This window comes from Nonomuraea sp. C10, from assembly GCF_008017515.1.
In the GTDB taxonomy this organism is placed as follows: Bacteria; Actinomycetota; Actinomycetes; order Streptosporangiales; family Streptosporangiaceae; genus Nonomuraea; species Nonomuraea ferruginea.
On record NZ_VPFF01000001.1, the window covers coordinates 510,381 to 523,816 of the forward strand.

The window sequence follows — 13,436 nt, forward strand, 5'->3', positions numbered from 1 at the left end:
AGAACCCCGCTCACCTCCCGCTCGCGCGGGCCACCGGGTGCACCCTGAACCCATGACCGCCTCCACATCGTCTGGCCCCGGGGACCGTACTCACGGTGAGTCTGACGATGCTTCCTGGAGGCCACGGGAGCCGCAGCCCCGTTTCGGCCCGGCGGTTCAGCCGGTCCCGCAGAAGGAGCGCAAGCGGGCAGGGGAGCGCGAACGGGTCCTCCTGCTGGTCCAGGCCCGGCGGGTCACGCGGGCGATTCCCGAGGCCGTGGTGTGCCGGGCGAGCGCGGCACGCGTCTGGGGCGTGGAGACGTCGCACCCCCTCGGCACGCTGCAACCCCTGGAGCTGATCACCCCGGAAGGGCTGGACGCCCCCGGCTGCGTCACCTATCCGGCGGCCCTGCTCGCCGGCGACGTCACCCACCATGCAGGCATTCGCGTCACCACCCCCGCCAGGACCGCCTTCGACTGCGCCCACTGGCTGCCCAGGGCCGAGGCGGTGGTGGTGCTTGACCAGTTCCTGCGCCGGGGCGTCGACCTGGGCCCGCTGTGGCACCGCACCCTTTCCGGCCGCGCCCGTGACGTGCTCACCCTCGCCGACCGGCGGGCCGCGTCCCCGAGGGAGAGCCTGCTGAGGATGATGCTCGCCGACTGCGGGCTGCCCAGACCCGCTCCGCAGCTCCGCGTCACTCTCCCCGGAGGCCGCCACGCCTGCCTGGACCTCGGGTGGGAGGCCTACAAGGTGGCGGTCGAATACGACGGCCGCGAGCATCACACCACCCCCGCCGACCGCCGCCACGACGAGTCGCGCCGGGAGGAGCTGCGCGGCCTCGGCTGGCGGATCGTCGTCGCGGGCCCCGACGTCATCCCCGGCCGGGCCGCCGACCTCCTGGAGGCCGTGGCCAACGCCCTGATCGAGCGCGGGTGGCAGCCGGGCCCCGAGGGCATGGTGCGGATCCTCGCCCGCATCCGCGCCACCCGCCGCCCCCGCACCTCCCGCCGCGGCAGGTCGTACGGGTAGAACCCCCTTTACGTGGCGCGTTCGGGGTCATCCACGGAGAACGGTGACCTGGCGGCCGGACGATGTGGTCGCCTGCTCGAACGTGCCTCGCTGGTTCCACGGCGCGGCCTCGGGCCGCCGGTCGAAGATCACCAGGACGCCGGTGGTGAGGCTGAGCCGGTCCAGGTACCCGTCGAGCTGGGCGAGGCCGTCGGAGAGGGGGTCGTCCTTGCCGGCTCGCCAGACCTTCAGCTCCATCGCCTCGCGCTGCATCAGGCGTTCGCCGTCCGGGCCGGTGTAGGGCCAGCGGACGAGTACGTCCAGGCGTTTGGTGCCGGCGGCGTACTCGCGATCGAGATAGCCTCCGCCGTTGACCAGGCGGTGCAGGAAGGCCATGAGGATGATCTGGCAGGCGGCCTCGTGGTAGTTCTCCTGACGGATGAGCACCTCGCCGTGCTCGCGCCAGAAGACCACGAACTCCTCCAGCAGCCGGGGCAGGTCGAACCGGCCGTCCGGCAGCACGAAACTCCGCGGGTCCGCGCGCACGTTCTGTTGCGACGAATCGCCCAGCACGCGCAGGATGACCTCCCGGTAGATCGGGTTGGCCACCTCCAGCGGGGGTTTCTGCTTGATCAGCCCCAGGTCACGGACGTAGGACAGATCGTCGGACAAGGCGGAGTCGGTGTAGAGGTCGCCGGCCACGATCGGTTCCATCACCCGCTTGACCCGGGGCTCGTGCAACCGCGCCATCAGGGAGTCCAGGTGCATGGCCCGCGCCCGGATCAGCCGCTCCTTGGCCTCATCCACCCGCGCGACGGTGACGGCATCGGTCACCCCCATCTCCACGATGATCTCGTGGGCGAGGGCGTTGACCAGCCATGGCTGTCCTTGGGTCAGCTCGAAGGCCCGGTCGACGGCGTCCTTGGTGAACTCCTGTCCGGTCGCCTCCGTGTGCTGTTCGTACAGTTCGCCGATCTGGCCGGCGGTGAAGTCGCCCAGGCGCAGGGACTTGGTGACGATGTTGAACGGGCTGATCGGGTTCGACCGGTCGGCGTCGCCGCCGCAGGCGACCTTGTAGTCACGCACGTCGCGCAGCCCGCACAGCACCACGGACGCGGGGAACGGACGCCCCTTCGGCCGCGCGTTGTGCCCGTCACGGAGCTGACTGAGAATGCTGATCATGCTGTTGCCCTGCAGGCCGTCGACCTCGTCCATGAGCAGCACCACCCGGCGCGGGCTGCGGCGGCACCACTCGGTCAGCGCCGAATCGAACCTGGTGCCCGCCGGAGCCTGCGGCCAAGAATCCGGTGGCAGCAGTTCCTCCGGCCATCCCGACCACTCGGCGGCCTGGCGGAGGGACTTCAGCAGGATCTCCTCCGCCGCCGCGTAGTCGTCACCGGCCGACTTGGCGCGCTCGCAGGAGAACATCAGGGCGGCGATGTCGCCCTCTGCGGTCAGCTCGGATGCCAGGGCTTCCAGCGCGGTCGTCTTACCGGTCTGCCGGGGCGCGTGGACCACGAAGTACCGGTCCATGTCGATCAGCGTCCGTGCCTCGGGAAGCCGCGGCGTGGGCGGCAGCATGTAATGGAGGCGCGGGTCGCACGGACCGGCGGTGTTGAAGGATTTCGCTGGGGGCGTTCGCATGGTCACATACTGTCACCATCTCTGTGGGAGCGGCCTCCGTTCGGCGAGGACTTCGAGGTCGGCGTCCGACCCCGGCCGCGCCCGCCGGTCGAGGTCGGACGGATGCGACGTCGTCAGCTCATGGCGACCGGGAGCTCCTTGATGCCGTTGATGAAGTTGGAGCGCAGGCGGCGGGCAGGGCCGGTCTGGCGGAGGCGGGGGTGGCGCCGGGCGAGCTGCTCGAAGAGGACCCGGAGCTCCAGCTTGGCCAGGTGGTTGCCCAGGCAGAAGTGGGCGCCGCCGCCGCCGAAGCCGATGTGCGGGTTGGGGTTGCGGCCGATGTCGAAGACGTCGGCGTCCGGGAAGATCGAGGTGTCGCGGTTGGCGGAGGAGTAGAAGACGACGACCTTGTCGTCCTCCTTGATGGTCTTGCCGCCGAGCGTCTGGTCCCTGGTGGAGGTGCGGCGGAAGAGGTTGACGGGGGAGACCCAGCGGACGATCTCGTCGGCGGCCGTGGCGGCCAGAGACGGGTCGGCGACCAGACGGTCCCACTGGCCGGGGTGCTCGAACAGGGCGAGCATGCCGCCGGAGGCCGCGTTGCGGGTGGTCTCGTTGCCGGCCACCACCAGCAGGAGGACGAACAGGTCGAACTCGTCCTCCGACAGCGTCTCGCCGTTCTCGTCCGTCTGCAGGAGCTTGGTGACGATGTCCTCGCGCGGGTTGGCGCGGCGCTTGGCCGCCAGCTCGTTGGCGTAGGCGTACACCTCGGCGGCGGCGGCGCTGCCTTCCTCCGGGAAGGCGGCGTAGTCGGGGTCCTGGGCGCCGATCATGCGGTTGGACCAGTTGAAGATCTTGTCACGGTCCTCGACGGGGGCGCCGAGGAGCTCGCAGATCACGTAGAGCGGCAAGGGAGCGGCGACCTCCGTGACGAAGTCGGCCTCGGTGCCGAGCTGGTCCAGCAGGTCGTCGCAGATGTCGCGGATGTGTTGTTCGAGTGCGCCGATGGCACGCGGCGTGAAGCCGCGGTTGACCAGGGAGCGGCGGCGGGTGTGCTCGGGCGGGTCCTGGTTGAGCATCATCATGCGTTGCAGCGCCCGCTGCTCCTCGGGCATCTCGTTGAACAGGGCCAGCTTCCGTGCCGACGAGAACAGCTCAGAGTGGCGCGAGACGTGCACCACGTCCTCGTGGCGGGTGACGGCCCAGAATCCCGGCTCGCCCTCGTGCCAGTGAACCGGATCGTGCTCCCGGAGCCAGGCGAGCTGCTCGTGCGGGGGACCCGCGTCAGCGTAACGGTCCTGGTCTACGAGGTCGATGTGCACCCGGCTCACCCTCTTGATCGAACACTTCGCGAAACCCTGCTGAAACGGGTTCTATTACGCGTCTGTACGGCCGTCAAGTTGGCGGGAAAGCGGCCGGTCAACCTGTAAGGGCTGTTTCACCTGCGCGTAAGCCCGTGATGTCCTCCGATGTTTCTCCTGTTCCGTGCGGCGGGCAGTCAGAGCACGGCGGTCCGGACCCTCAGGTCACGGATCGGATTTAACCAGCGTGAGGCTCTTGACACGCACCCGAGGCCGCCTTCAGCATCGGGAGGCGAGACATCCGATGTATGACTGAAGGACGCGGTGTGAAGCTGCTGCGAGTAGGACCCGTAGGCCAGGAACGACCGGTGGTGATGGATGCCGACGGTAACCTCCGCGACATCGGGGAGCCCGACATCGACGGCGCCTTCCTCGCCTCCGGCGGAGTGGCGCGCGTGCGGGAGGCCCTGGAGCGCGGCACGCTGCCCGTCGCCGACGCCGGGGGCCTGCGCGTCGGCGCCCCCGTCGCCCGGCCGGGGAAGATCGTGTGCATCGGGCTGAACTACCGCGACCACGCCGCCGAGTCCGGCGCCGAGCCGCCCGCCGAGCCCGTCGTCTTCATGAAGGCGAGCGACACCATGGTCGGGCCGTACGACGAGGTGCTGGTGCCGCGCGGCAGCGTGAAGACCGACTGGGAGGTCGAGCTGGCCGTCGTGATCGGCAGGCACGCCCGCTACCTGGAGTCGCGGGAGGAGGCCCTCGACGCGGTGGCGGGGTACGCGGTGGCCAACGACGTGTCCGAGCGGGAGTTCCAGCTCGAACGGGGCGGCCAGTGGGACAAGGGCAAGTCGTGCGAGACCTTCAACCCGCTCGGCCCCTGGCTGGTGACGGCCGACGAGGTCGGCGACCCGCAGGACCTGGCGCTCCGGCTCTGGGTGAACGGCGAGCAGCGGCAGGACGGCTCCACCAAGGACATGATCTTCGACGTGGCGGAGATCGTCCGCTATCTGAGCCACTTCATGGTGCTGGAGCCCGGCGACCTCATCAACACCGGCACCCCGGCCGGGGTTGCCATGGGCATGCCCGGCCAGCCCTACCTCCGGGCCGGTGACGTCGTGGAGCTGGAGATCGAGGGCCTCGGCCGGCAGCGACAGACGGTGGGTCAGGCATGACGACGACACAGGGCGCGGGCTCGTACCGGATCGTCGCGATGGAGACGCACGACGTGCGTTTCCCGACCTCGCGGGAGCTCGACGGCTCCGACGCGATGAACCCCGACCCCGACTACTCGGCCGCCTACGTGGTGCTCAGGACCGACGACGGGTACGCCGGGCACGGGTTCGCGTTCACCATCGGGCGCGGCAACGACGTGCAGACCGGCGCCATCTCGGCGCTGGAGTCGTACGTGATCGGCCGCGACGCCGAGGACCTGGGCGCGCTCTACAAGGAGATGGTCTACGACTCGCAGCTGCGCTGGCTGGGGCCGGAGAAGGGCGTCATGCACATGGCGATCTCCGCCGTGGTCAACGCCCTGTGGGACCTCAAGGCCAAGCGGGCGGGCAAGCCGCTCTGGCTGCTGCTGGCCGAGATGACGCCGGAGGAGATCGTCGAGCTCGTCGACTTCCGGTATCTGAGCGACGCGCTCACGCCGGCCGAGGCCCTCCAGATCTTGAAAAATGCGGAGAGCGGGAAGCGGGAGCGCATCGAGCACCTCAAGAGCGCCGGCTACCCCGCCTACACCACCTCGCCCGGCTGGCTCGGCTACGACGACGACAAGCTGCGCCGGCTCTGCCAGGAGGCGCTCGACCAGGGCTTCGGCCAGATCAAGCTCAAGGTCGGCGCCGACCTCGCCGACGACGTGCGCCGCTTCACCGTGGCCCGCGAGGTGTGCGGCCCCGACTATCCCATCGCCGTCGACGCCAACCAGCGCTGGGACGTCGCCTCCGCCATCGAGTGGGTGACCGCGCTCAAGCCGTTCGGCCCGCACTGGGTGGAGGAGCCGACCAGCCCCGACGACGTGCTCGGCCACGCCGCCATCGCCGAAGGCATCAAACCCGTCCCGGTCGCCACCGGCGAGCACGTGCAGAACCGCGTCGTGTTCAAGCAGCTGCTGCAGGCCGGCGCGATCTCGTACCTGCAGATCGACTCCGCCCGGGTCGGCGGCGTCAACGAGAACATCGCGATCCTGCTGCTCGCGGCCAGGTTCGGGGTACCGGTGTGCCCGCACGCCGGCGGCGTGGGCCTGTGCGAGCTGGTGCAGCACCTGTCGATGTTCGACTACGTGAGCGTCACCGGGACCATGGAGAACCGGGTGATCGAGTACGTCGACCACCTGCACGAGCACTTCACCGACCCGGTGGTGATCGAGAACGGCCGCTACCGAGCCCCGTCGGCGCCCGGCTTCAGCTCCGAGATGCACGCCGAGTCGATCGCGGCCCACACCTACCCCGGCGGAGACGTCTGGAGGAACACGTGAACCTGAGAGCCATCGTGACCGGCGGCGGTTCCGGCATCGGCCTGGCCACCGCCACCCTGCTCGCCGGGCGGGGCATGAAGGTCGCCTGCCTCGACCTGAACCCGCCCGGCGAGCCGCTGATCGGCATCGCGGCCGACGTCGCCGACGACGCCGCGGTGCGCCGGGCCGTCGCCGAGGCGGCCGACCGGCTCGGCGGCGTCGACGTGCTCGTCAACAACGCCGGCATCGGCGCCCAGGGCACGGTCGAGGACAACCCGGACGAGGAGTGGCGCCGGGTGTTCGAGGTGAACGTGTTCGGCATGGTCCGCGTCAGCCGGGCCGCGCTGCCGTACCTGCGCAGGTCGGAGCATGCTTCGATCGTCAACACGTGCTCGATCGCGGCCACCGCCGGCCTGCCCGTGCGGGCCCTCTACAGCGCGACCAAAGGCGCGGTGCTGTCGCTCACGCTGGCGATGGCCGCCGACCACATCCACGAGGGCATCCGCGTCAACTGCGTCAACCCGGGCACCGCCGACACCCCCTGGGTCGCCCGGCTGCTCGACGCCGCCGACGACCCTGCGGCCGAGCGGGCGGCGCTGGAAGCAAGGCAGCCGATGGGCCGCCTGGTCAGCGCCGAGGAGGTCGCCGCCGCCATCGCGTATCTGGCCGGCCCCGAGTCCGGCTCCACCACCGGCACGGCCCTGGCCGTGGACGGCGGCATGCAGGGGCTGAGGCTCCGCCCGCACCATCCAGAAAGGTAACCCCCCTGATGAAGCTCAAGCCGCTGGCCGCCTGCGCGGCCCTCGTCGCCGCCCTCGCCGCGTGCGGTTCGGACGCCACCACGACCCCGGCAGCGGGAGGGGAAGGCGGCAAGGTCGGCATCGACCACCCGCGCGCCGACTCCGACTTCTGGAACTCCTACATCAAGTACGTCCCCGAGATGGCGGGTGAGCTCGGCGTCGAGCTGATGCCGGCCACGAACTCGCAGAACGACGTGGCCAAGCTGGTCAACAACGTGCAGGCACTGATCGGCCAGGGCGCCAAGGCGATCGTCATGGCCCCGCAGGACACCGGCGCCATCGCCAGCACCTTGCAGAACCTGGAGAACAAGAACATCCCGGTCGTCACCGTCGACACCCGCCCCGACAAGGGCAAGGTCTACATGGTGGTACGGGCCGACAACCGCGCCTACGGCACCAAGTCCTGCGAGTTCCTCGGCGAGCGGCTCGGCGGCAAGGGCAAGGTCGTGCAGCTCATGGGCGCGCTCAGCTCGATCAACGGGCGCGACAGGGCCGAGGCGTTCGGCGAGTGCATGAAGACCAAGTTCCCCGGCATCACGGTCTTCGACGAGCCCACCGAGTGGGAGGGCAGCAAGGCCGCGTCCATGCTGCAGACCCGGCTGGAGCAGCACCCCGACGTCAAGGGCGTCTACATGCACGCGGGCGGCGTGCACCTGGCCCCGACGCTGCAGGTGCTCAAGCAGAAGGGCCTGCTGCTGCCGCCCGACGACCCCGAGCACGTGGTCGTTATCTCCAACGACGGCATCCCGCAGGAGTTCGAGGCGATCCGCAAGGGCGAGATCGACGCCACCATCTCGCAGCCGGCCGACCTGTACGCGAAGTACGCCCTCTACTACGCCAAGGCGGCGCTGGAGGGCAAGACGTTCGAGCCGGGCGCGACGGACCACGACAGCACGATCATCGAGCTGCCGAACGGCCTTGAGGACCAGCTTCCCGCGCCGCTGGTCACCAAGGACAACGTCGAGGACCAGACCCTCTGGGGCAATCAGGTCAAGTGATGACTTATCACGTTGAAGCCCGAAATGTCGTGAAGCGCTTCGGCCCGACCACGGCGCTCGACGGAGCGGGCATCTCGATCGCGGAGGGCGAGACCCACGCGCTCGTCGGCAGGAACGGCGCCGGCAAGTCCACGCTGGTGTCGATCCTCACCGGGCTCCAGCGGCCCGACGAGGGCGAGGTGCGGTTCGCGGGAGAGCCCGCCCCCGCCCTCGCCGACCGCGACGCCTGGCGGCAGCGGGTCGCCTGCGTCTACCAGAAGTCCACGATCATCCCCGCCCTGACCGTGGCCGAGAACCTGTTCCTCAACCGCCAGACCGAGGGCCGCCTCATCAACTGGCGGGCGCTGCGGGCCAGGGCGCGCGAGCTGCTCGACACGTACGAGGTCGACGTCGACCCGGGGGCGCTGGCCGGGGACCTCGGCGTCGAGCAGCGGCAGCTCGTGGAGATCGCCCGCGCCCTCTCCTTCGGCGCGCGCTTCATCATCCTGGACGAGCCGACCGCGCGCCTGGACGGCCCGGCCATCGAGCGGCTGTTCGACCGCATGCGCGCGCTGCGCCGGCAGGGCGTGACGATGATGTACATCTCGCACCACCTGGACGAGGTCTACGAGATCTGCCAGAGCGTCACGGTCTTCCGCGACGCCCGGCACATCATGACCTCACCCGTCGCCGACCTGCCGCACGACGAGCTGGTCGACGCCATGACCGGCGAGGCGACCGCGGCCTACCAGGCCCGCGCCCGCACCCCGCGCGAGGCGGTGGTGCTGGCCGCGTCCGGCCTCTCGCTCGCCGGCCGCTACCAGGACGTCGAGCTGTCCGTACGGTCAGGCGAGGTCGTCGGGCTGGCCGGGTCAGGCAGCAGCGGCAAGGTGTCGCTCGCCGAGACCCTGGTCGGCCTGCGCCGGGCCGACACCGGCGCCGTCACCGTGAACGGCAGGGCGGTCAGGCCGGGCGACGTCCCGGCCGCGCTCGCCGCCGGGCTCGGGTTCGTCCCGGAGGACCGCCACCACCAGGGCTTCGTGCCGCTGCTGTCCGTGGCCGAGAACGGGACGATGTCGATCGCGCACAAGCTGGGCCGGCTCGGCGCCGTCTCACCCGCGAGACGCCGCGCCCGTGCCGTACGGATGATCCAGGACCTGGACATCAAGACCGAAGGGCCCGACCAGCCCGTCGGCGACCTGTCCGGCGGGAACGCGCAGAAGGTGGTGTTCGCCCGGGCGCTGGCCGACGACCCGGACGCGCTGGTCGTGATCAACCCGACGGCGGGCGTCGACGTCAAGGCCAAGCAGGCGCTGCTCGGCGCTGTCGAGGACGCGGCCGACCGGGGCGCGGGCGCCGTGCTCGTCTCCGACGAGCTGGACGACCTGCGGATCTGCGACCGCGTCCTGGTGATGTTCCACGGACGGGTCGTCAAGGACGTGCCGCGTGGCTGGAGTGACCACGAACTCGTGGCCGTGATGGAAGGCATCGAAGAGTGACCACACCGACCGCACTGACCCCGGCCGTGCCCCGGCTCAGGCTGGCCAGGTTCCGGGACCTGACGCTGGTCCCGGTGATCGTGCTCCTGCTGATCGTGGGCGCGTTCCTGGACCCGGTCTTCCTGACGGCCGGCAACCTGACCAACGTCCTCCAGCAGCAGGCCGCGATCTCGCTGCTGGTGCTGGCCGAGGCGCTGATCCTGATCTCCGGCAAGTTCGACCTGTCGCTGGAGTCGACCGTCGGCATGGCGCCGGCCCTGGCCGTGCTCCTGGTCGTGCCGGTGTCGGCCGGAGGGCTCGGCATCGGGCTGCCGGCCGTGCTGGTGATCCCGCTCTGCCTGCTCATCGGGGCCGCGATCGGGGCGTTCAACGGGTTCCTGATCATCAAGTTCCAGCTGTCGGCGTTCATCGTCACGCTCGCCATGCTGATCATCGTGCACGGCCTGCACCTCGGCCCTACCGAGGGCAAGACGCTGTTCGAGCTGCCCGAGTCGATGCTCTACCTGGGCGGCGCCGTCTGGCTCGGCCTGCCGGCCTCGATCTGGATCGCCGGCGCGCTGTTCGCCGCGGGCATCGCCGGGCTCGCCTACCTGCGGGTCGGCCGGTCCCTGTACGCGATCGGCGGCAACATCGACGCGGCCCGCGCCGCCGGCATCCGGGTGGACCGGGTGCTGTGGGGCGTGTTCATCCTCGGCGGCACGCTCGCCGCGCTGGCGGGCATCCTGGAGACCGGCCGGCTCGGCGCCATCGGCTCCGGCATGGGCGTCAACTGGATCTTCATGGTGTTCGCGGCGGCCGTCATCGGCGGCGTCAGCATGGACGGCGGCAAGGGCACGATCCTCGGCGCGCTCACCGGCGTGCTCGTCATCGGCCTGGTGCAGAACCTGCTCACGCTCCAGGGCGTCTCGGGCTTCTGGCAGCCGGTCGTCTACGGGACCATCATCCTGTTCGCCCTCATGATCAGCCGGATAGCCGGCGGGAAGGCACAGGACTGATGGAACGGCTCGCGCTGCGTACCAGGCTGAAGCCCGGCTGCGAGGAGGTCTACGACCGCGAGCACGCCGAGCTCCCGGCGGAGCTCGAGCGGGCCATGCGCGCGCACGGCCTGCACTCGTGGCGGATCTACCGCGACGGGCTGGACCTGTTCCACTTCGTCGAGGCCGACGACTACGCCGCACTGCAGGCCGCGCTCCGCGACCACCCGGCCGACCGGGCGTGGCAGGCGCGCATGAACCGGCTCCTCGACGGCGACTTCGACAAGGACTCCGGCGGTCTCCGGCTGGTCTGGGAGCTGACGTGATCGCGCTGCCCCGCGTCGGCCTGGGCGCCGCGCCCATCGGCAACCTGTTCTCGGCCGTCACCGACGAGCAGGCCCGCGCCACCGTCGACGCGGCCTGGGAGAGCGGGGTGCGCCTGTTCGACACCGCGCCGCACTACGGGCTCGGCCTGTCGGAGCGCCGCCTGGGCGCGGCGCTCCGCGGCAGGTCCGGGTACGTGCTCTCGACCAAGGTCGGCCGGCTGCTGGTGCCCTCGTCCTCTGTCCGGAGGGACACCCAGGGCTTCGACGTGCCGGGTGATTTCGAGCGGGTGTGGGACTTCTCCCGCGACGGCGTGCTCCGCTCACTGGAGGAGTCGCTGGAGCGGCTCGGGCTGCCGGGCGTCGACCTCGCGCTCATCCACGACCCGGACGACCACCTGGACCAGGCGCTCTCGGAGGCGTACCCGGCGCTCGCCGAACTGCGCTCGCAGGGCGTGGTCAAGGCCATCGGGGTCGGCATGAACCAGTGGCGGGCGCCGTTGAGGTTCGTCCGGGAGACGGACCTCGACGTGGTCATGCTCGCCGGCCGCTACACCCTGCTCGACCAGTCGGGCCTGCCGCTCCTGGACGCCTGCGCGTCGCGGGGCGTCCGGGTGCTGGCGGCCGGGGTCTTCAACAGCGGCCTCCTCGCGACGCCCGAGCCGTCGGGCACCTACGACTACCACCCGGCCCCGCCCGAGCTGGTGGACCGGGCCCGGCGGATCGCCTCGGTGTGCGCGGCCCACGGGGTGACGCTCCCACGGGCCGCGATGGCCTTCCCGCTGCGGCACCCGGCGACGGCGGCGATCGTCCTCGGCGCGCGCTCGCCCGGCGAGGTCAGGACCAACGCCGCGTCGATGGAGCGGCCCGTCCCCGGCGCGCTCTGGTCCGAGCTGCGCGCCGAGGGCCTGCTTCACGAGGGGCGCTGATCAGGCGGCACGCGCTCAAGCCTGGTCCAGCCCGTCCAGCCCCGCTGCTCCAGCAACGCGATCAGCCGGCGCGCCGGCGGCACGACGTCGAAGGCCAGCGTGTCCATCAGCCGGGCGAGCGGCGAGTCGATATCGGTGTCGTCGACGTACTCCTCGCCCCGCTCGTCCGCCATCCGCGTGAGGTAGGCGGCCAGTCTGTCGGCCAGCTCGACCAGCCGCGGGTCGTCGTCGGTCCGGTCGAGAGCCTGGCTCAGGGTCAGGTAGAAGCCGGCGAGCCGCGGGTCGTCGAGCTGCTCCCGCTTGCGCGCCATCCAGCCGGGGACCCGCTCGGGTGAGCGCGCGGCCAGCGGGATCCAGCCGTCGCGCTCGGCCTGGACGATCCGCTCGTCGACGCCGAGCGCCCGCAGCCGGTCGAGATACTCGACCACCTCCGGGGGCAGCGCCAGGCCGTCTCCGGAGGCGAGCCGGGAGATCCGCTCGCGGTGCCGCCGCCGCTCGCGGATCTCCGCCCGCAGGCGTCTGTCGATGTCCGCGATCGACGCGGCGAACTCCTCCTCGTCGGCCCGCAGCAGCTCCCGCACCCGCGCCAGCGGCACCCCGGCCTCGGCGAGGGTGCGGATCCTGATCAGCTCGACCACGGCGTCGGCGCCGTACCTGCGGTAGCCGGAGCGGTCCCGCTCCGGCTCCGGCAGCAGCCCTTTGGCGTGGTAGTGCCGCACCGCGCGGACCGTCACTCCGGCGTACGACGCCAGCTCGCCGATGGTCAGCATCACACCCGGCCGGTCGAATCCCGGACGATCCGGGCGATGTCCTGGGCATGGGTGAAGACCAGCTGGTGGTCGGCGTCGAGCCAGGTCAGGGCGATGTGCGGATGTTCGCGGACGAGCCGCTCGGCGCCGGCACGCCAGTTCGCGTTGAAACTCGGCGGCCCGTCGCCGGCCATCGAGGTGGACATGATCAGGCTGATGGGCACGTCGATCCTCCGGTATCGGTCGAGGATCTCGGACCGGATGGCATCGATCTCGAGATTCAGGTCGAGAGTCTCCTCGGCGGTGAGCAGCACCTGGCGTGCGGTGCCCCTCTCGGCCTCCTGCCGTGTCGCCAGATCCGCCCACATGGCCCGGAACGCCGGAAGGACGGCCTCGGTGACGAACGGTTCGGGCACCGGGTTCGCCCCGTCGATGAGGACGAGCCCGGAGACGGAGCCGGGATGCGCGGCGGCATGGTGCACGGCCAGGTCGGCGCCCAGCGAGTAACCCGCCAGCACGGGCGCCTCCGGCAGGCACAGCTCCGCCATGACCGCGCCGAGGTCGCTCAGGAACCCCTCGAAGGAGTACCGGCCGGCGGCCGAGGCGAAGCCGTGGCCGCGCAGGTCGAAGGTCACCACGTCGTGGTCGCGCCGCAGCAGGCCGGCCAGCTCGCGCAGGTGGGCCCGCGTCGAGTGCAGCCCGGGGCACAGGACGAGCGGTCGTCCCCGGCCGCCCCGGGACACCGGGATCGTGACGCCGTCGTGGTGGATCGTGAAGTGCCGCGGTGTTCTGTCGCTGGTCATGCCACGATGCTGGGAGCC

The 13,436-nt window shown here is 71.0% G+C and carries 13 protein-coding genes; 9 read left to right on the forward strand and 4 right to left on the reverse strand.

Annotation, left to right across the window (positions count from 1 at the left end; translation table 11 throughout):
• The first annotated feature begins 52 nt into the window (after window positions 1-52).
• The gene (locus tag FR742_RS02425) at window positions 53-1,009 is read left to right on the forward strand and encodes a hypothetical protein (RefSeq protein ID WP_148029391.1); all 957 of its coding nucleotides are present in this window, start codon (window positions 53-55) and stop codon (window positions 1,007-1,009) included.
• Window positions 1,010-1,036: 27 nt separating this feature from the next.
• On the opposite strand, the gene FR742_RS02430 is transcribed toward FR742_RS02425, so the two are convergent.
• Both FR742_RS02430 and FR742_RS02435 read right to left on the reverse strand, forming a co-directional pair.
• Window positions 1,037-2,632 carry an AAA family ATPase gene (locus FR742_RS02430; RefSeq protein WP_222708817.1) on the reverse strand — a complete coding sequence of 532 codons (1,596 nt, stop codon included), beginning with the start codon at window positions 2,630-2,632 and terminating at the stop codon, window positions 1,037-1,039.
• A 113-nt stretch (window positions 2,633-2,745) separates the two neighbouring features.
• Complete coding sequence (locus FR742_RS02435) at window positions 2,746-3,930, reverse strand: cytochrome P450 (protein WP_222708818.1); 1,185 nt, start codon at window positions 3,928-3,930, stop codon at window positions 2,746-2,748.
• Window positions 3,931-4,283: 353 nt separating this feature from the next.
• Between FR742_RS02435 and FR742_RS02440 the strand changes: the two genes are divergently transcribed.
• Genes FR742_RS02440 through FR742_RS02475 form a run of 8 tightly spaced genes read left to right on the forward strand, consistent with a single transcriptional unit; the run spans window position 4,284 to window position 11,866 of the window.
• Complete coding sequence (locus tag FR742_RS02440; protein ID WP_315970588.1) at window positions 4,284-5,081, forward strand: fumarylacetoacetate hydrolase family protein; 798 nt, start codon at window positions 4,284-4,286, stop codon at window positions 5,079-5,081.
• Window positions 5,078-6,385 (forward strand): L-fuconate dehydratase, encoded by a 1,308-nt coding sequence (locus FR742_RS02445; RefSeq protein ID WP_148029394.1) that lies wholly within the window; start codon window positions 5,078-5,080, stop codon window positions 6,383-6,385. The genes FR742_RS02440 and FR742_RS02445 overlap by 4 nt, the downstream gene beginning before the upstream one ends.
• Window positions 6,382-7,125 carry an SDR family NAD(P)-dependent oxidoreductase gene (locus FR742_RS02450; protein WP_261808320.1) on the forward strand — a complete coding sequence of 248 codons (744 nt, stop codon included), beginning with the start codon at window positions 6,382-6,384 and terminating at the stop codon, window positions 7,123-7,125. The genes FR742_RS02445 and FR742_RS02450 overlap by 4 nt, the downstream gene beginning before the upstream one ends.
• A gap of 8 nt (window positions 7,126-7,133) precedes the next feature.
• The gene (locus tag FR742_RS02455; protein WP_148029395.1) at window positions 7,134-8,162 is read left to right on the forward strand and encodes a sugar ABC transporter substrate-binding protein; all 1,029 of its coding nucleotides are present in this window, start codon (window positions 7,134-7,136) and stop codon (window positions 8,160-8,162) included.
• Window positions 8,163-8,191: 29 nt separating this feature from the next.
• Window positions 8,192-9,640: a sugar ABC transporter ATP-binding protein gene (locus tag FR742_RS02460; protein WP_261808321.1), complete on the forward strand. Its 1,449-nt coding sequence runs from the start codon at window positions 8,192-8,194 to the stop codon at window positions 9,638-9,640.
• Window positions 9,637-10,635 carry an ABC transporter permease gene (locus tag FR742_RS02465; RefSeq protein WP_187280961.1) on the forward strand — a complete coding sequence of 333 codons (999 nt, stop codon included), beginning with the start codon at window positions 9,637-9,639 and terminating at the stop codon, window positions 10,633-10,635. The genes FR742_RS02460 and FR742_RS02465 overlap by 4 nt, the downstream gene beginning before the upstream one ends.
• Window positions 10,635-10,940, forward strand: a complete 306-nt coding sequence (locus FR742_RS02470) for an L-rhamnose mutarotase (RefSeq protein ID WP_148029397.1) — start codon at window positions 10,635-10,637, stop codon at window positions 10,938-10,940. The genes FR742_RS02465 and FR742_RS02470 overlap by 1 nt, the downstream gene beginning before the upstream one ends.
• Window positions 10,937-11,866, forward strand: coding sequence for an aldo/keto reductase (locus FR742_RS02475; RefSeq protein ID WP_148029398.1), 930 nt, complete (start codon window positions 10,937-10,939; stop codon window positions 11,864-11,866). Before FR742_RS02470 ends, FR742_RS02475 begins: the two co-directional genes overlap by 4 nt.
• Here FR742_RS02475 and FR742_RS02480 read toward each other — a convergent pair.
• The gene (locus FR742_RS02480) at window positions 11,851-12,636 is read right to left on the reverse strand and encodes a MerR family transcriptional regulator (RefSeq protein ID WP_148029399.1); all 786 of its coding nucleotides are present in this window, start codon (window positions 12,634-12,636) and stop codon (window positions 11,851-11,853) included. The two genes, FR742_RS02475 and FR742_RS02480, sit on opposite strands and share 16 nt — an antisense overlap.
• Complete coding sequence (locus FR742_RS02485) at window positions 12,636-13,418, reverse strand: alpha/beta fold hydrolase (RefSeq protein WP_148029400.1); 783 nt, start codon at window positions 13,416-13,418, stop codon at window positions 12,636-12,638. The genes FR742_RS02480 and FR742_RS02485 overlap by 1 nt, the downstream gene beginning before the upstream one ends.
• Between the last annotated feature and the right edge of the window lie 18 nt (window positions 13,419-13,436).